Below are 17,141 nucleotides of genomic sequence, written 5' to 3'. Positions count from 1 at the left end.
ATCGCGCGCAAACTCCTGCGGATCGCGTACGGGGTATGGCGAACAGGTCAACCCTTTGATCCAGAGAAATTGCGACCTACGACTGCTTGACCGAGACCATAGAATCTCGTCGGCCGACCCCCATCCCAGCGCGGCCTGATGCGGCGTCTTGAACGCCCGCTCGACCATCGCAGGCTCGAACACGCCCGTGGAATACGCCAGCCACGTCAGATAGGGACCGCGCTGCGGGTCGCCGACGACCGGTCCCAGCCCCGCCTGCGGAAACAGGTCGGTCAGGTACACCGCGATGGCGGGCGTTTCAAACACGGGCACGCCGTCATGCACCAGCGCCGGCACCTTGCGGTGCGGATGGATGTCGATGTAATCGGCAGGCATGTGCCCCGTGCTGTCGTGGCCGCGGATCGACACCATTTCGGTGTCGTAGGGCACGCCCAGTTCCTCGAGCAGCCACAATATCCGGAACGACCGCGAACGCGGTGCGTGGTAGAGCGTAAGCATGGTCGGTCTCCTTGGGGGATCGGACCATTTTGCCCTGCGGGCCGCTACGCCGCCAAGGCCAGCAATATCCCGTATCCGCCCATGCCGAGCAGCACGGCCACGCCCGTGTTGCTGACCAGGCGCGCCGCCACGCCCGTGACGACAAGCCCGCCCACGTACGGCGCAATGTGGGCGGCCTCGTCGGCGGCGCCCAGCAGATCCGGCACGATGACGGCGGCGGCGATGCCGGCCAGCAGCGACGGACCCAGCGCCGACAGCGCCGAGCCCTCGCGGGACAGGTGCCGCAACAGCCGGCTGCGCTCGGACAGCATGAACGGCAGGGCGCGCGTGAGGTAGGTGATGACCGCCATCGCAATGACGGCGCCCCAGAATTCCAGTCCGCTGGCGTTCATGCGGGCCTCCTGAATCGATAGGCGGCGCAGCCGATGACGGCGCCTGCCAGGATGGCGAGGCTGGTGTATCCCAGCGCGGCCACCAGTCCGGCGCCGATGACGGCGGCCAGGATGGGCAGTCCCATGCCGCGCCGGGCGCTCTGGCACACCAGCGCCATGAACAGCGCGGGCAGCGCAAAGCGCATGACTTGCGACAGCATCGGATAGTGCCGCTCGAGGCCGTCGCCGGCGTACACGCCCACGGCGGTGCCGGCGATCCACGTCAGCCAGGCGCCCAAGCCCAGCGCGACCATCCAGCCCTGCCGCCGGGCGGGTTCCACGCCCTGCAACCGGTTGAAGGCGGTGGCGAAGACTTCATCGGTCAAAAGAAAAGCAACCTTAAGGCGATCGCGCAGCGCCGCCGGCAAAAAGCGCGACAGCAGCGGGCCATAGAGCAGGTGCCGCGCATTGAGCAGCGAGCACAGCGCCACCACCCACAGCCACGGCGTGCCGGCCTTGATGGAGGCCAGCAGCAGGAACTGGCTGGCGCCCGCGTACACCAGCACGGAAATCAGGATGACCTGCAACGGCGTCAGGCCAGCCGCGATACCGGCGATGCCGAACGTCACGGCAACCGGAAAGTAGCCGATCATGACCGGCAGGCAGGATTTCAGGCCATCGATATGCGCGCCGCCGGACGGGGCGCGCGCGGCGGCGGGGGGAGTCTCCAAGGCGCTCATCGCTTTGACTTGTTGCGGCGGGCGCCCATTTTACTCAGCGGTATGGGCGGCTTGGATTGGGGCGGCTTGGATTGGGTCGACCCGGCTTGGCGCAGTTCAGCGCGAATCGCCGCCAACTCAGCCCAGCGGAACGCGGCCCGATCAGACGCCCCGCGCCGTCAAGGCGTCGCGCCCAGCGCCCGCAACTGCGACTTCAGACGGCGCACCTCCTGGCTCAGGTCCAGGATGAGCGCGACGGCGTCCAGACCGGCGCCAAAGTCATGCTCGAGCCGCCGCGCGTGCAAGGCGCGTTGCAGGTCCACGCTGTAGAAACGCCATTCCGCCGGGCCGCTGCCGCTGGCATTGACGATGCCGACTTCGACCAGCCGGGCCACCCATTCCACTTCCGCGCCGCAGGCGCGCGCCAGGTCGTCTGCGTTGAGCGGCTGCGACTTGCCGACGACGGTGGCGCTGGTGATCACTATCTTCTTCATGCTCAGACCCCGAGATTGCGGCGCGGGTTGAAGGGCAGATCCTGCTGCAGCTTGCGGTAAGCGGCCTTGGCGGCTTCGCTGTCCGCCGGCGGCAGCACCAGATCCAGGACCAGGTACAGATCACCCGGCGGATCGCCGGGAATGCCGCGCCCGCGCAGCCGCAGCTTGCGGCCGTTGCCGGACCCGGGCGGCACGGACACTTCGACCGTGCCGCCGGGCGTGGGCGCCTTGACGCTGGCGCCCAGCGCGGCTTCCCACGGGGCAACCGGCAAGGTCATGTAGAGATCTCGCCCTTCGGCACGGTAGCGCGGATGCGGCTTGAAGCGCACTTCCAGATACAGATCGCCGCTTTCGCCGCCGCCATAGCCGGGCATCCCCTGTCCGGCCAGCCGGATGTACTGGCCTTCGCGCACGCCGGCCGGGATCTTGACGCTGAGGGTGCGGCTCTGCATGTGCGGCCGGCCCTGGTCGTCCATCTGCATGGACCGCAGGCTGATGTCGCGCGTCGCGCCCTTGATGGCGTCTTCCAGGTCGACTTCGATGGCGGCGTGATGGTCTTCGCCGCGCGTGCGGAATTCCTGCTGGCGTCCGCCGTGCCTGGCGCCCCGACCACCAAAGAGTGACGAAAAGAACTCGCTGAATTGGGCTTCGTCGCCGGCCGCGGCGCCGCGGTGGAATTCGAAGCCTTCGTCCCATCCGGGCGGCGGTTGGAAGCCGCCTTCGGGCGAGACGCCCGCGGCCAGATTGTCATAGGCCTGGCGCTTTTCGGCGTCACGCAGCACGTCGTAGGCTTCGTTGACGTCGCGCATGCGGGTTTCGGCGTCGCTTTCCTTGCTGACGTCTGGGTGATATTTGCGGGCGAGCTTGCGGTATGCCTTGCGGATATCGTCGTCGGATGCGCCCTGCTCCACCCCGAGAATGCTGTAGTAGTCCTTGAACTCCATGTTCCAGCTCACGTAGAGGGTTGAGGCCGCGTCCGGCACAGCCGGATCCGGCCTTGAATAGCCAGAAGATAGGGGTTATGGACCGATTTTTCAATGTGCGGCCGCGCGCCATGGGCCGGCCGCGGAAAGCCGGTAGCCCGATTGGCGTAGTATGTGTTGTTTCGCCCGGCATTCTGGGGCGGACCCACCTTGCAGGATCCACGATGAAGATGAGCAACATCCCCTTCGGCACCACCGATTGGTCCGAAGTGGAACGCACCGAACATGCCGGCGAAACCGGCACGGCGTACTGGCGTACCCGCCAATTCGGCGACCTGCGCGTGCGCATGGTGGAATACACGGCCGGTTACCTGGCTGACCACTGGTGCACCAAGGGCCACATCCTGTTCTGTCTGGAAGGCGAACTGCACACCGAACTGGAAGACGGCCGCCAGTTCGTGCTGACCCCCGGCATGAGCTATCAGGTGGCCGATCAGGCCGAACCGCACCGCTCGTCCACGCAGACCGGCGCCAAGCTGTTTATTGTGGACTGACCTTTGCAGGCTGACCTTTGCGGACTGACGCGCCCGCGCGACACGTCCGCATTGCACTTGCGTTACGCTTTGCAAACCAGCCGCCCCGCGCGGCCTGACCATACGTTACTTCGCCTGACCGGAGACAAGCTTTGGGCGCCCCGATTACGCTATACGTCGATTCCCTGTTTCTCAGCCCGTACGCCATGTCGGTCTATGTGGCGCTGACCGAAAAGCAACTGCCTTTCGAAGTGCGTCCCATCGACCTGGGCGCTGGCGAACAGCGCATGCAGCCGTTCCAGTGCCGCGCGCTCACCGCGCGGGTGCCGGCGCTGACCCACGCGGACTTCAACCTGACCGAATCCAGCGTTATCGCCGAATATTTGGAAGAAGCCTTTCCCCCGCCCGAACACACCGCCCTGTTTCCGTCCGCCCTGCAGGAACGCGCCCGCGCGCGCCAGTTGCAGGCCTGGCTGCGCAGCGACCTAGGCGCCCTGCGCCAGGAACGTCCCACGGAAACCGTGTTCTACGGCGAAGCCGGCCCGCCGCTGTCCGACGACGCCCATGCAGCCGCCGCCAAGCTGATCCGCGTGGCCAGCTATCTGGTCGGCGTCGGCCAGACGACCCTGTTCGACAAATGGTGCATCGCCGACACCGATCTGGCGGTCATGCTCAAGCGCCTGTCGAACGACGACCTGCCCGACACGCTGCGCGCCTACGCCGACGCCCAATGGCAACGGCCCGCCGTCCAGAAATGGCTGGAACACAACGCCGCCGCGCGGTGACCTGACCCTCATCCAAGGCGCCGCGATGCAGCTGCTGGATCACGTCTCCATCACCGTCGCCCGCCTGGACGCCGCCCGCCCGTTCTACGACGCCATCATGCGGGCGCTGGGCGCGGACAAGGTCTACGACCGTCCCGACGCGATGGGATACGGCGAGCGCTGTGGTCCCGGCGACAGCGGCCATACCTATCTGTCGGTGTTCGCCACCCCCGACGCTTCTCCCGATCCCGCATCCGCCGCCCGGCGCCACTGGTGCTTCAAGGCGCCCACCCGGGCGGCCGTCGACGCTTTCCATGCCGCCGGCCTGGCGCACGGCGGCCGAGACGACGGCGCACCCGGCGTGCGCGCGCATTTCCATCCCCTGTATTACGCTGCCTTTCTGCTGGACCCGGACGGCAACCGCGTCGAAGCGGTCTGCCATCAGTCCGATTGAGCCGGCATGATCGGCCTTTTGACGCCCCGCAAATCGTTCTGATGTTGCACCGCACCATCCGTTGCGGTGTAATGGGGAGGTCAATTTCGCCGGTTCCACTGGGGACCGGCTCGGCGGCCATCTGTCGCCGGCAGCTCATTACAGGAGATCGCCATGGCCGCATCCGGCACCGATCACACGCTCGCCCCGTCCCTCAACCCCTGGACGGCCGCCTACGAATACGCCGTGGACGCCTGGCAGCGCGGCGTGCTTTACGCAGACGTGATGCGCCAGCGCGGCAACCAGTATCACGAACACATGGCCAAGCGCGCGCCGAACGTGCTGAGCATGGAATTCGAGCTGGTGCTGGATGGCCGCGAGCTGCCCCGTCCCGTCAATTACGGCCTCTTGCGGATCAAGCCGCCGGCCGGCGTGGAAACGGACCCGATCAAGCGCCCCTTTCTGGTGGTGGATCCGCGCGCGGGCCACGGGCCGGGCATTGGCGGCTTCAAGCCGGAGAGCGAAATCGGCGTGGCGGTGCGCGCGGGGCATCCCTGCTACTTTGCGACGTTCCTGCCGCAGCCCATGCCCACCCAGACCGTCGAAGACGTGATGATGGCCGAGGCGCGGTTCCTGGAAGAAATCATTGCGCTGCACCCGGATGCCGAGGGCAAGCCCGTCGTCGTGGCCAATTGCCAGGCGGGCTGGCAGATCATGATGACCGCGGCGGTGCGTCCTGAACTGTTCGGGCCGATCATCGTCGCGGGCGCACCGCTCTCGTACTGGGCGGGCTGGCGCGGCATGAATCCCATGCGCTACGCGGGCGGCCTGCTGGGCGGAAGCTGGCTCACGGCCATGACCAGCGACCTGGGCAACGGCAAGTTCGACGGCGCCTGGCTGGTGCAGAACTTCGAGAACCTCAATCCGGCCAACACCCTGTGGTCCAAGCAGTACAACCTGTATTCCAAGGTCGACACCGAAGCCGACCGCTACCTCAGCTTTGAAAAATGGTGGGGCGGCCACGTCTTCCTGAATGGCCCCGAAATCCAGTACATCGTCGACAACCTGTTCGTCGGCAACCGCCTGGCGACCGCCGGCCTGGTGACCTCCGACGGCATCCGCATCGACCTGCGCAACATCCGCTCGCCCATCGTGGTGTTCTGCTCCAAGGGCGACAACATCACCCCGCCGCCGCAGGCGCTGGGCTGGATTCCCGATCTCTACCAGAACGAAGCCGAAGTCCTGGCCCACGGCCAGACCATCGTCTACGCCATTCACGAAAGCATCGGCCACCTGGGCATCTTCGTGTCCGGCAGCGTGGCGCGCAAGGAACACCAGGAATTCACCTCCAACATCGACATGATCGATGTGCTGCCGCCGGGCATCTACCAGGCCGAAATCGCCGACAAGACGCCCGACACGCCCAACGCCGATCTGGCTTTCGGCAACTACGTGCTGTCCTTCGAACAGCGCAAGCTGGACGACGTGCGCGCCATCGTCGACCGCAAGGAAGAAGACGACCAGCGCTTTGCCGCGGTGGCCCGCATCTCGGACATCAACCTGGGCATGTACCGCAGCTTCGTGCAGCCCTGGCTGCGCGCCATGGTGACGCCGCAATCGGCCGAGTGGATGCAGCGCATGCACCCGCTGCGCCTGCCCTACGAACTGATTTCCGACCGCAACCCGGTCATCGCGCCCATCGCCAAGGTGGCCGAACAGGTGCGCGAGAACCGGCAGCAGGCCGCGCCCACCAATCCGTTCGTGGTGGCGCAGGAAATGTTCTCGAACTGGATCGAGACCAGCCTGAACATCTGGCAGGAACTGCGCGATTCCGCCGACGAGCGCACCTTCATGAGCGTGTATGGATCGCCGGTCGTGCAGGATCTGGCCGGCCTGGGCGCCAAGTCCGGCCCGCCGCGCCGGCACCCGGGCGTATCGCCGGAGCACCGCCGCTTCATGGAAGACCGCGCCGCGGAACTGCGCTCGATGCTGCAGGAAGGCGGTCTGCGCGTGGCTGCGATCCGGATGCTGTTGTATGTGTCCGGCGCCGAGGGCGGCCTGGACGAGCGCAGCTTCGCGCTCATCCGCAAGATGCGCGCCGAAGCCGACAACGCGCTGACGCTGGAGGCGTTCAAGGACGTGATCCGCGAACAGGCCTTGATGATGACGCTGGATTCGGACGCCGCCATTCAAGCGATGCCGCGTCTTCTGGAAGACTCATCGGCCGCGGAGATCCGCGCCAGCCTGGTCGCGATGAAGGGCGTCCTGGAAGCCGCCGAGCCGCTGAGCGACGCGGCGCGCGAAAGCCTGAACGAAATGGAGCGCATCTTCGAAGCGGCCGAACGCCGCGCGCAGCGGCGCGGACAGGGTCAGGCGCCTGCCGCGTCGCGCGGCGCCGCCGCCACGAAGTCCCCCTATCCGGTCCAGGATCTGGTCGACCTGGCAGCCGAGGTGCCCGCCAAGACCGCCCGGCCGCATCCTGATGCGGCGGGTAAGGCCGTGAATGAGGCGGAGCCGCCCAAGAAGGCCGCGCCGTCCGCATCGAAGAAGGTCGCATCGAAGGCTGCGCCGTCCGCGTCGAAGAAGGTTGCGTCGAACGCCGCGTCCAACGGGGCGTCCAACGGCACGTCCAACGGCGCGTCCAAAACGGCATCGAAGGCCCCGGCAAAGCCGGCAGCTAAAGCATCCAAGACTGCAGCCAAGACTGCGGCCAATGGCGCGGCCAATGGCGCCGCCAAGACAGCGTCCAAGTCCGTATCAAAGTCCGCAGCCAAGTCCGCGTCCAAGTCTGGCGCGGACGCGACCCCGGCCAAGGCGCCCGCCAAGCGCGCGGCCGCCGCCCGTCAACCTGCCAAGGCCTGAGACCCATGAGCCTCCCGACGTCCACGCACTACGACAAACTCATCGCGCGCGCGCAAACGCTGGAGGCGGCGCCCTGCGCGATCGCCCATCCCTGCGATGAACCGTCGCTGTCGGCCGCGCTGGAAGCGCGCGATCTGGGCCTGCTGCGACCCATCCTGGTCGGTCCCGAAGGCAAGATCCGCGACACGGCCGCGCAGTTCAAGCTGAACCTGGGCGACGCCCGCATCGTCGATGCGCCGCACAGCCATGCCGCCGCGGAGTCCGCCGTGGCGCTGGTGCGCAGCGGCGAGGCCTCCCTGTTGATGAAGGGCAGCCTGCACACCGACGAGCTGATGCACGAAGTCGTGGCGCGCGCCACCGGCCTGCGCAGCGGCCGGCGCATCAGCCATGTGTTCATCATGGAAGTGCCGACCTACGCCGAGCCGCTGTTCATCACCGACGCGGCCATCAACATCTTTCCGGATCTGGAAACCAAGGCCGACATCATCCGCAACGTGATCGACCTGCATCTGGGATTGGGGCTGGGCGAACCGCGCGTGGCGATCCTGTCGGCGGTCGAACAGGTCACCCCCAGCATCCCCAGCACCATCGAGGCGGCCGCCCTGTGCAAGATGGCCGACCGCGGCCAGATCGCGGGCGGCGTGCTGGACGGCCCGCTGGCGCTGGACAACGCGATCAGCCCCGACGCCGCGCGCATCAAGGGCATCCGCTCGCCGGTGGCCGGCGTGGCCCAGGTGCTGGTGGTGCCCGATCTGGAAGCCGGCAACATGCTGGCCAAGAACCTGACCTTCCTCGCCAACGCCGAGGCGGCCGGCATCGTGCTGGGCGCACGCGTGCCGATCATCCTGACCAGCCGCGCAGACGGCCCGCGTTCGCGCCTGGCGTCGTGCGCGGTGGCGGCGATCTACGCCAACCACCTTGCCCAGCAGCAGGCCAGACCGCTGGCCTGATCATTCCCAGCCCCGGCCTGCCCCCGCGGGCCGCCGCGCGACTTGTCTCAACGTGGAAGCACACCGCCATGAGCGACACCATCCTCGTCATCAACGCCGGCAGTTCCAGCATCAAGTTCTACCTGTACGACATCGACGACAAGCATGAACTGGCGCCCCGGCTGGGCGGCCAGCTTGAAGGCATCGGCACCACGCATCCGCGCCTGCGCGTGCGCGACGCGGTGGGCGAGACGCTGGTCGAACGCGACATCGCGCCCAGCCACGCCCCCGACGTGCCCAACGCGCAGGAAGTCGTCGGCACGTGGCTGAGCGGCCACCTGGGCGGCGCGCCGCTCGCAGTGGGGCATCGCGTGGTCCATGGCGGGCCGGATCTGTCCGAGCCGGTGCTGATCGACGACGACATCCTGGCCCGGCTTGAAACCTTCACGCCGCTCGCGCCGCTGCATCAGCCCAACAACCTGGCGCCGATTCGCGTCATTCGCGAGCGACGGCCGTGGATTCCGCAGGTCGCCTGCTTCGACACGGCGTTCCACCGCAGCCATTCCGACGTCGCGGACCGCTATGCGCTGCCCGAGCGCCTGTATCTGGAAGGCGTGCGCCGCTACGGCTTTCATGGGCTGTCCTATGAATACATCGCACAGCGCCTGAAGCAGACGCTGCCCGACATCGCGATGGGCAAGATCGTCGTCGCCCACCTGGGCTCTGGCGTATCGGCCTGCGTCATGCACCAGGGCAAGAGCGTGGACAGCACCATGGGCTTCACCGCGCTGGAAGGTCTGCCGATGGGCACGCGCCCTGGCCGCCTGGATCCCGGCGTGGTGCTGTGGATGATGGAACAGGGCATGAGCCACGACGAGATCGAGCACATGCTGTATCACGATTGCGGCATGAAGGGCCTGTCGGGCATCAGCAACGACATGCGCGAACTGCTGGCCAGCAATGCACCGTCGGCCAAGCTGGCCCTGAAGTATTTCGCGTGGCGCGTGGCCGAAGGCATGATCGGCCTGGGCTGCGCGACGAACGGCATCGACGGCATCGTCTTCACGGCGGGCGTCGGCGAAAACTCGGCCGAGATCCGTCAGGCGATCAGCGAGCATTGGGGCTGGCTGGGCATCAAGCTGGACCCCGAGCGCAACGCCCGCCACGGGCCGCGCATCTCGGCCGACGACAGCCGCATCGGCGTCTACGTGGTGCGCACGAACGAAGAGCTGGTCATCGCGCAGCACACGCTCGCGCTCGTGAGGCAGCGATGAGCGCGCACCTGCCGCTGGCCGGCAAGCGCGGGCTGGTGACCGGTATCGCCAACGCCGACTCCATCGCGTGGGGATGCGCCAAGGCGTTTCGCGCCATGGGGGCCGAACTGGCGGTCACCTACCTGAACGACAAGGCCCTGCCGCACGTGGCGCCGTTGGCGCAGCAGGTTCAAGCGCCATTGCTGATGCCCATGAACTTGCTGAACGACGGCGAGCTGGAAGCCGTCTTCAGCCGCATCACGGACGAATGGGGCGCGCTGGATTTCGTGCTGCATTCGGTCGCGTTTGCCCCGCGCGACGATCTGCACGGGCGCGTCACGGATTGCTCGCGCGCGGGATTTCTTCAGGCGATGGACGTGTCGTGCTGGTCTTTCATCCGCATGGCCAAGCTGGCCGAGCCCCTGATGCGCAATGGCGGCGCCCTCTTCTGCATGAGTTACTACGGCTCGCAGATGGTGGTCGAGCACTACAACATGATGGGACCAGTGAAAGCCGCCCTGGAATCCGCCACGCGTTACCTGGCGGCCGAGCTGGGTCCGCAAGGGATCCGCGTGCATGCGATCTCGCCGGGTCCGCTGAAGACGCGCGCCGCGTCCGGCATCGCGGAGTTCGACACGATGCTGGATCGCGCGCAGGCGAAGGCGCCGGCGCGTAGTCTGGTGTCGATTGATGATGTGGGCGAAGCGACTGCGTGGCTGGCCACGGATTCGGCGCGGCTGATGACGGGGCAGACGCTGTACATCGACGGCGGGTATCACATCATTGATTGACGCGGGGTGTCTGACACTCGCGGGGTGTCAGACACCCTGCATGCAGCGTCGACGTGCATAGGGCGATTCTTCAGGGTGTCAGACACCCCGGTCATTCTGCTTGCGCTGGGTGTCAGACACCCTGCATGCGGCGTCGACGCGCATAGGGCGACTCTCCAGGGTGTCAGACACCCCGGTCATTCGATTGGTGTAGGACACCCCCGGTCATTTGAAGGTCAGGCCAGCGTCGCCGGCCCGCCCCGGCGCCAGCGCTCGATGGCGTCGACCGCCTGTTCCGGGCTGCCGAAGATTCTGTCCGGCCCGATCTTCTTGACCAGCCCCGAACGCTGCAGCGCCTCGCGAAACTTGCCGTGGCCGCCGGCCACCAGCAGCGTGATGCCGCGCTCGTCCAGATTGCGCTTCAGTTCATACAGCGCCTCGACCGCGTCCGCGTCGGCCTGCGTCATGGCCTCGGCGTCCAGCACGAACCAGCGCACGTCGCCCGCCTGCTCGATGATTTCGCGGGCGCGGCGGCGGAAGGCGTCCGCATTGAAGAACCAGACCGAGGATTCGAACAGCCAGATCACGGCGCCGGGGACGGGCTTGGCTTCCGGATTCAGATGCAGCTTGCCCAGCACGGTTTCACCGGGCAGCCGGCCCAGCAGCGCATCGCGGGGATTGCCGGACACGTACATGGCGTAGAGCAGCGTCGCGCCCACCGAGACGGCCACGCCTTGCAACACGCCGAATCCCACCACCCCCACGGCGGCCAACACGCCGAATGCAAGCTCGATCCGCGAAATGCGCGCCAGCCGCTTGAAGGCCTGCCAATCGAACAGGCTGGCCGCAGCCAGCAGCAGGATGGCGGACAGCGCAAACTGCGGCAGCCAGTACAGCGGCGCGCTCAACAGACCCACCACGACGGCCAGCGCGGCCGCCGCGCTGATGCTGACCAGCGGCGACGATCCCCCGGCCACCAGCCCGACCGCCGTGCGCGAGTCCGCGCCCGTCACGACATAGCCTTGGAACAGCCCGGCCGCCACGTTGGCCGCGCCAAAACCCACAAGCTCGCGATTGGGATCCACGTGCTCGCCGGTGCGCGCTGCAAAGCTCCGCGCGGTCACGATGCCGCTGGAAAAACTGACGACCAGAACGCCCGCCGCGCCCAGCAGGATGCCGTCCACGCCTTCCAGGCTGACCGGCAGATTGAAGGACGGCAGTCCGGCCGGCACGTCGCCCACCACCGCGATGCCCAGCGCCGGAAAATTGAACAGCCAGGACAGCACGCAGGTCGCCACCACCAGCAGGATGGGACCGGGCCACGACGGCCGCACGCGCTTGACGACGACCAGGAAGATGCAGGAGGCCAGGCCGAGGAACAGCGTCGGCAGCCGGATCTCGGACAGGCGGTGCGACAGTTCCATGAACGGATGAATGAGGCCGCTGTTGCGCAGTCCCACGCCAGTCAGGCCGCTGAGCTGCGACATCGCCAGCGTGATCGCGACGCCTGCCATATACCCGATGAGCACGGGCCGCGACAGCAGATTGGCCAGCACGCCCAACCGCAGGACGCGCGCGATGAGGCAGCCCACGCCCACGGTCAGCGCAATGCTGGTGGCGCCGAGCAGACGCGCTTCCGGCGTGGTCAGCGCCATGCCGGTCAGCGTGGCGGCAATCAGGGTGCAGGTGGCGGTGTCGGGACCCACGATGAGGGTGCGCGACGAACCGAAGAACGCATACGCCAGCATGCCGGCAATGGCCGCCCACAAGCCGGCGACGGGCGGCACGCCCATCATGGCGGAATAAGCCAGACCGACCGGCAGGGCCACGGCGGCGACGCTCAGCCCTGCGGTCACGTCACGCCGCGCCGATTCGCGGGTAATGCCCTGGAAGTTGGCCAGGCCAGGAATAAAGCGGAGATTCATGGTGCAGCGAGACGGATCACAAGTGAATTCCCGCCAGCAGCGGGATGACCGCCCAAGCCTACACCAACCCCAAGCCGCGCGGCGCGCGGCGAATCAAGGCGGCGGCTTTGGGTGCCGCACGCTTGGTGCGGGCGGGCGTCTGACGCCCGCCGCACGCCGCCCCTTCGCAAGGGGCGTACACAGCCGGACTTAACCCGCCGCGCGGGCTTCCAGCACGGCCACGGCCGGCAGGGTCTTGCCTTCCAGGAATTCCAGGAATGCGCCGCCGCCCGTCGAGATATAGCCGACCTGCTCGCCGATCTTGTACTTGGCGATGGCGGCCAGGGTGTCGCCCCCGCCGGCGATCGAGAAGCCGTCGGAGTCGGCAATCGCGCGGGCCACTACTTCGGTGCCGTTGGCGAATTGATCGAATTCGAACACGCCCACCGGGCCATTCCAGACGATCGTGCCCGCCTGCTTCAGGATGCCGGCCAGTTGCTCGGCGGTCTTGGGGCCAATGTCCAGGATCATGTCGTCGTCGGCCACGTCGGTGGCCGCCTTGACGGTGGCTTCGGCGTCGGCGCCGAACGACTTGGCGCACACCACGTCAACGGGAATCGGCACGGCCGCGCCGCGCTTTTTCATGATGTCGATCACGGCACGGGCCTGATCCACCTGGTCGGGTTCCGCCAGCGACTTGCCGATGGACAGGCCGGCGGCCAGCATGAACGTGTTGGCGATGCCGCCGCCCACCACCAGCTGATCGACCTTGTCGGCCAGCGATTGCAGGATGGACAGCTTGGTCGACACCTTCGAGCCGCCCACGATGGCGACCAGCGGGCGCTTGGGTTCGTGCAGCGCACGGCCCAGGGCGTCGAGTTCGGCTTCCAGCAGGGGGCCGGCGCAGGCCACGGTGGCAAAGCGGGCGATGCCGTGGGTGGTGGCTTCGGCGCGGTGGGCGGTGCCGAAGGCGTCGTTGACGTAGACGTCGCACAGCGCAGCCATCTTCTTGGCCAGCGCCTCGTCGTCCTTCTTTTCGCCGACATTGACGCGGCAGTTTTCCAGCAGCACGACCTGGCCGTGATCGACCTTCACGCCGTCAACCCAGTCGCGCACCAGCTGCACGGGCATGCCCAGTAGCTCGGACAGGCGCTGGCCGACCTTGGCGAGCGAATCGGCGTCGGTCAGGACGCCCTCTTTCGGACGGCCCAGGTGCGACGTGACCATCACGGCGGCGCCGGCGTCCAGCGCCAGGCGGATGCCGGGCACCGAGGCGCGGATGCGGGTGTCTTCGCTGATGCGGCCGGCGTCATCGAACGGAACATTGAGGTCGGCGCGGATGAACACACGCTTGCCGGACAGGGCGCCGGCCTTGGCCAGCGCGGACAAAGTTTTGACCTTGGACATATTTGGATTCCTTCGGTAGGCGAACAAAGGGGACGAACCCATTTTCCGCAATGGCGGAAAACAAATCCGTCCCCTTATGGACTGGCGGTGTGCTTACTTGGCCGACATCAGCGCGACGGTGGTGTCGAGCATGCGGTTCGAGAAGCCCCACTCGTTGTCGTACCAGGACGAGACCTTGACCAGACGGCCCGAGACCTTGGTCAGCGACGCGTCAACGGTGCTGGAGGCCGGGTTGTGGTTGTAGTCGACAGAGACCAGGGGTTCGGTGTTGTAGTCCAGGATGCCCTTCAGCTCGCCTTCCGACGCGGCCTTCAGGATGCTGTTCACTTCTTCGGCGGTCGTGTCGCGGCTGGCCACGAACGACAGGTCGACCAGCGACACGTTGATGGTCGGGACGCGGATGGCGTAGCCGTCCAGCTTGCCGTTCAGTTCCGGCAGGACCAGGCCCACGGCGGCGGCAGCGCCGGTCTTGGTGGGGATCATGCTCATCGTGGCCGAACGGGCGCGGCGCAGGTCTTCGTGATAGACGTCGGTCAGGACCTGATCGTTGGTGTAGGCGTGAACGGTGGTCATCAGGCCGTTTTCCAGACCCAGCTTGTCGTTCAGCGGCTTGACCAGCGGGGCCAGGCAGTTGGTGGTGCACGAGGCGTTGGAGATGACGGTGTCCGTCGACTTCAGCACGCCATGGTTGACGCCGTAGACGATGGTGGCGTCGACATCCTTGCCGCCGGGGGCCGAGATGATGACTTTCTTGGCGCCGCCCTTGATGTGCGCGCCGGCCTTTTCCTTGGTGGTGAAAAAGCCCGTGCATTCCAGCACGACGTCGACCTTCAGGTCGCCCCACGGCAGTTCAGCCGGGTTGCGGTTGGCCAGCACGCGGATCTTGTCGCCGTTGACGACCATGAACTCGCCGTCGACTTCGACGGTGCCCGGGAACTTGCCGTGGGCGGTGTCGTAGCGCGTCAGGTGCGCGTTCGTCTTGGGATCGCCCAGATCGTTGATGGCGACGATTTCGATATCGTGCTTCTTGCCACCTTCGTAGTGGGCACGCAGGATGTTGCGGCCGATGCGACCGTAACCGTTGATGGCGACGCGAATGGTCATGACTAAGCTCCTTTTTTACAAAACTTGCTTGACGGTCTCGGCCACCTTGTCGGCGGTCAGCCCGAAGAACTTGAACAGTGCGCCGGCCGGTGCGGACTCGCCGTAGCGGTCGATGCCGACCACGGCGCCTTCCAGGCCCACGTACTTGTGCCAGAAAGCGGTGACGCCGGCTTCGACAGCGACGCGCGGCAGACCCTTGGGCAGCACGGATTGCTTCCAGGCGGCGTCCTGCTTGTCGAAGACGTCGGTGCTGGGCATGGACACCACGCGCACGGCGATGCCTTCCTTGGCCAGTTGCGCCTGGGCGTCCAGGGCGATGGCGACTTCGGAGCCGGTGGCGATGATGACGGCGCGGGCGCCCTCGGCATCGCGCAGCACATAGCCGCCGCGGGCGATGGCGTCCACCGTGGCCGCGTCGCGCGGCACGAACGGCAGGTTCTGGCGCGACAGCAACAGGGCCGTCGGGCCGCCGTCATGCACGTCCATGCCGATGCTGGCCGGGCGCGTCACGGCGGCGTTCCAGGCGACGGCGGTCTCGGCCGTATCGCAAGGACGCCACAGCGACAGGTTGGGAATGAGGCGCAGGCTGGCCGCGTGTTCGATCGACTGGTGGGTCGGGCCGTCTTCGCCCAGGCCGATGGAGTCGTGCGTGAACACGTGGACGACGCGCTGCTTCATCAGCGCGGCCATGCGGATGGCGTTGCGCGAGTAGTCGGAGAACGTCAGGAACGTGCCGCCGAACGGCAGGTAGCCGCCGTGCAGCGCGATGCCGTTCATGATGGCGGCCATGCCGAATTCGCGCACGCCGTAGTTGATGTGGCGGCCGAGCTGGATGCCCTTGTCGCCGGCGCGGACGGCGGCAACGCCCTTCCAGTCCGTGAAGTTGGAGCCGGTCAGGTCGGCCGAGCCGCCCAGCATTTCCGGCAGCAGCGGCGCCAGCGCGGCGATCGCGAATTGCGAGGCCTTGCGGGTGGCGACGGTTTCGCCCTTTTCGAGCGTGGCGGACAGGAAGGCCTTGAACTGGTCGGCGTAGCCGTCGGGCATCTCGCCCTTCATGCGGCGCGTGAATTCAGCGGCCTCGGCGGGGAATTCGGCGGCGTAGGCGTCAAAACGCTTCTGCCATTCGGCCTGGGCTTCGGCGCCCTGCTTGCGGCCGTCCCAGCCGTCGTACACGTCTTGCGGAATCTGGAAGGGTTCCGACGACCAGCCCAGCGCGGTGCGCGTGGCGGCGATTTCTTCCTTGCCCAGCGGCGCGCCGTGCACGTTGTGCGTGCCGGCCATGTTGGGCGAACCCTTGCCGATCACCGTGCGGCAGACGATCAGCGTGGGCTTGTCCGACTGCGAACGCGCGGCCTTGATGGCGGCGTCGACAGCGGCGACGTCATGGCCGTCCACGCCGCGGACGACGTTCCAGCCGTAGCCTTCGAAGCGCTTGGCGGTGTCGTCGGCGAACCAGTGTTCCACATGGCCGTCGATGGAAATGCCGTTGTCGTCGTACAGCACGACCAGCTTGCTGAGCTTGAGCGTGCCGGCCAGCGAGCACACTTCATGGGAGATGCCTTCCATCAGGCAGCCGTCGCCGGTGAACGCGTAGGTGTGGTGATCGACGAGCGTGTGGCCCGGCTTGTTGAATTCGGCGGCGAGCAGCGCTTCGGCCAGCGCCATGCCCACGGCATTGCCCAGGCCCTGGCCCAGCGGGCCGGTGGTCGTTTCCACGCCCGGGGTGATGCCCACTTCGGGGTGGCCCGGCGTCTTGGAATGCAGTTGGCGGAAATTCTTGATCTCTTCGATCGGCAGGTCGTAGCCCGTCAGGTGCAGCAGGGCGTAGATCAGCATCGAACCGTGGCCGTTGGACAGCACGAAGCGGTCGCGGTTGGCCCAGGCGGGATCTTTGGGATTGTGGCGCAGGTTGCCGGCCCACAAGGCTTGGGCGATTTCCGCCATGCCCATGGGAGCACCCGGATGCCCGGAGTTCGCTTGTTGCACGGCATCCATCGCGAGGGCGCGGATGGCATCCGCCAAGGCAAGTTTAGGGGCGGTCGGATTGCTCATTCGGAAGGCTCTTTGAAACCGGCGCGCCTACAGAGGAAATAGGGCCGGTTGAGTAGGTTGCGAAGCAGGAGATTTTAGCATCAGGGGATTTCCCGGAGGCCATCGGACGGATGCCCTATGTAATC

Annotated in this window: 16 protein-coding genes; 7 read left to right on the top strand and 9 right to left on the bottom strand. The window is 66.9% G+C overall.

What is annotated here, in order from left to right; all coding sequences use genetic code 11:
• The 5 genes from HV681_RS19305 to HV681_RS19285 form a co-directional block, all read right to left on the bottom strand.
• Positions 1–498 (bottom strand): glutathione S-transferase family protein (locus HV681_RS19305; protein ID WP_254595021.1); only part of this gene is annotated, 498 nt, incomplete at its 3' end.
• Positions 499–542: 44 nt separating this feature from the next.
• The gene (locus HV681_RS19300) at positions 543–890 is read right to left on the bottom strand and encodes an AzlD domain-containing protein (protein WP_175124566.1); all 348 of its coding nucleotides are present in this window, start codon (positions 888–890) and stop codon (positions 543–545) included.
• Positions 887–1,609, bottom strand: coding sequence for an AzlC family ABC transporter permease (locus HV681_RS19295; RefSeq protein ID WP_370632998.1), 723 nt, complete (start codon positions 1,607–1,609; stop codon positions 887–889). The genes HV681_RS19300 and HV681_RS19295 overlap by 4 nt, the downstream gene beginning before the upstream one ends.
• A gap of 158 nt (positions 1,610–1,767) precedes the next feature.
• Positions 1,768–2,082 (bottom strand): chaperone modulator CbpM, encoded by a 315-nt coding sequence (locus HV681_RS19290; protein ID WP_175124564.1) that lies wholly within the window; start codon positions 2,080–2,082, stop codon positions 1,768–1,770.
• A 2-nt stretch (positions 2,083–2,084) separates the two neighbouring features.
• Positions 2,085–3,026 (bottom strand): DnaJ C-terminal domain-containing protein, encoded by a 942-nt coding sequence (locus HV681_RS19285; RefSeq protein ID WP_175124580.1) that lies wholly within the window; start codon positions 3,024–3,026, stop codon positions 2,085–2,087.
• Positions 3,027–3,229: 203 nt separating this feature from the next.
• On the opposite strand from HV681_RS19285, the gene HV681_RS19280 reads away from it, so the two are divergent.
• The 7 genes from HV681_RS19280 (at position 3,230) to fabI (ending at position 10,570) form a co-directional block, all read left to right on the top strand.
• Entirely contained in the window at positions 3,230–3,559 is a 330-nt protein-coding gene (locus HV681_RS19280) for a DHCW motif cupin fold protein (protein WP_175124563.1), read from the top strand.
• Between the two features lie 131 nt (positions 3,560–3,690).
• The gene (gene yfcF, locus HV681_RS19275; protein ID WP_175124562.1) at positions 3,691–4,323 is read left to right on the top strand and encodes a glutathione transferase; all 633 of its coding nucleotides are present in this window, start codon (positions 3,691–3,693) and stop codon (positions 4,321–4,323) included.
• Positions 4,324–4,348: 25 nt separating this feature from the next.
• Positions 4,349–4,756: a VOC family protein gene (locus HV681_RS19270; RefSeq protein WP_175124561.1), complete on the top strand. Its 408-nt coding sequence runs from the start codon at positions 4,349–4,351 to the stop codon at positions 4,754–4,756.
• Between the two features lie 153 nt (positions 4,757–4,909).
• Positions 4,910–7,597, top strand: a complete 2,688-nt coding sequence (locus tag HV681_RS19265; protein WP_254595020.1) for a DUF3141 domain-containing protein — start codon at positions 4,910–4,912, stop codon at positions 7,595–7,597.
• A 5-nt stretch (positions 7,598–7,602) separates the two neighbouring features.
• Positions 7,603–8,547, top strand: a complete 945-nt coding sequence (locus HV681_RS19260; RefSeq protein ID WP_175124560.1) for a phosphate acetyltransferase — start codon at positions 7,603–7,605, stop codon at positions 8,545–8,547.
• 68 nt (positions 8,548–8,615) lie between these two features.
• Positions 8,616–9,800 carry an acetate/propionate family kinase gene (locus tag HV681_RS19255; protein ID WP_175124559.1) on the top strand — a complete coding sequence of 395 codons (1,185 nt, stop codon included), beginning with the start codon at positions 8,616–8,618 and terminating at the stop codon, positions 9,798–9,800.
• Complete coding sequence (fabI, locus tag HV681_RS19250) at positions 9,797–10,570, top strand: enoyl-ACP reductase FabI (protein ID WP_175124558.1); 774 nt, start codon at positions 9,797–9,799, stop codon at positions 10,568–10,570. The genes HV681_RS19255 and fabI overlap by 4 nt, the downstream gene beginning before the upstream one ends.
• Before the next feature lie 215 nt (positions 10,571–10,785).
• Here the strand turns inward: fabI and HV681_RS19245 are convergent, their stop codons facing one another.
• From HV681_RS19245 to tkt, 4 genes are all read right to left on the bottom strand, one after another.
• Positions 10,786–12,474, bottom strand: a complete 1,689-nt coding sequence (locus HV681_RS19245) for a SulP family inorganic anion transporter (protein WP_175124557.1) — start codon at positions 12,472–12,474, stop codon at positions 10,786–10,788.
• Positions 12,475–12,663: 189 nt separating this feature from the next.
• A complete protein-coding gene (locus tag HV681_RS19240; protein ID WP_175124556.1) occupies positions 12,664–13,860 on the bottom strand; it encodes a phosphoglycerate kinase in 1,197 nt (398 codons plus the stop codon).
• A 93-nt stretch (positions 13,861–13,953) separates the two neighbouring features.
• Entirely contained in the window at positions 13,954–14,964 is a 1,011-nt protein-coding gene (gap, locus tag HV681_RS19235; protein ID WP_056570971.1) for a type I glyceraldehyde-3-phosphate dehydrogenase, read from the bottom strand.
• A gap of 15 nt (positions 14,965–14,979) precedes the next feature.
• Complete coding sequence (tkt, locus tag HV681_RS19230; RefSeq protein WP_175124555.1) at positions 14,980–17,016, bottom strand: transketolase; 2,037 nt, start codon at positions 17,014–17,016, stop codon at positions 14,980–14,982.
• Positions 17,017–17,141 lie beyond the last annotated feature (125 nt).

Source organism: Achromobacter animicus, from assembly GCF_902859585.1.
GTDB classification, from domain to species: Bacteria; Pseudomonadota; Gammaproteobacteria; order Burkholderiales; family Burkholderiaceae_B; genus Achromobacter; species Achromobacter animicus.
This window is presented reverse-complemented; position numbering and strand designations above follow the sequence as displayed.

Coding starts and splice junctions, on each gene's coding strand:
- HV681_RS19300 (WP_175124566.1), bottom strand. CDS start 890: ATGAACGCCAGCGGACTGGAATTCTGGGGCGCCGTCATTGCGATGGCG.
- HV681_RS19295 (WP_370632998.1), bottom strand. CDS start 1,609: ATGAGCGCCTTGGAGACTCCCCCCGCCGCCGCGCGCGCCCCGTCCGGC.
- HV681_RS19290 (WP_175124564.1), bottom strand. CDS start 2,082: ATGAAGAAGATAGTGATCACCAGCGCCACCGTCGTCGGCAAGTCGCAG.
- HV681_RS19285 (WP_175124580.1), bottom strand. CDS start 3,026: ATGGAGTTCAAGGACTACTACAGCATTCTCGGGGTGGAGCAGGGCGCA.
- HV681_RS19280 (WP_175124563.1), top strand. CDS start 3,230: ATGAAGATGAGCAACATCCCCTTCGGCACCACCGATTGGTCCGAAGTG.
- HV681_RS19270 (WP_175124561.1), top strand. CDS start 4,349: ATGCAGCTGCTGGATCACGTCTCCATCACCGTCGCCCGCCTGGACGCC.
- HV681_RS19265 (WP_254595020.1), top strand. CDS start 4,910: ATGGCCGCATCCGGCACCGATCACACGCTCGCCCCGTCCCTCAACCCC.
- HV681_RS19260 (WP_175124560.1), top strand. CDS start 7,603: ATGAGCCTCCCGACGTCCACGCACTACGACAAACTCATCGCGCGCGCG.
- HV681_RS19255 (WP_175124559.1), top strand. CDS start 8,616: ATGAGCGACACCATCCTCGTCATCAACGCCGGCAGTTCCAGCATCAAG.
- fabI (WP_175124558.1), top strand. CDS start 9,797: ATGAGCGCGCACCTGCCGCTGGCCGGCAAGCGCGGGCTGGTGACCGGT.
- HV681_RS19245 (WP_175124557.1), bottom strand. CDS start 12,474: ATGAATCTCCGCTTTATTCCTGGCCTGGCCAACTTCCAGGGCATTACC.
- HV681_RS19240 (WP_175124556.1), bottom strand. CDS start 13,860: ATGTCCAAGGTCAAAACTTTGTCCGCGCTGGCCAAGGCCGGCGCCCTG.
- gap (WP_056570971.1), bottom strand. CDS start 14,964: ATGACCATTCGCGTCGCCATCAACGGTTACGGTCGCATCGGCCGCAAC.
- tkt (WP_175124555.1), bottom strand. CDS start 17,016: ATGAGCAATCCGACCGCCCCTAAACTTGCCTTGGCGGATGCCATCCGC.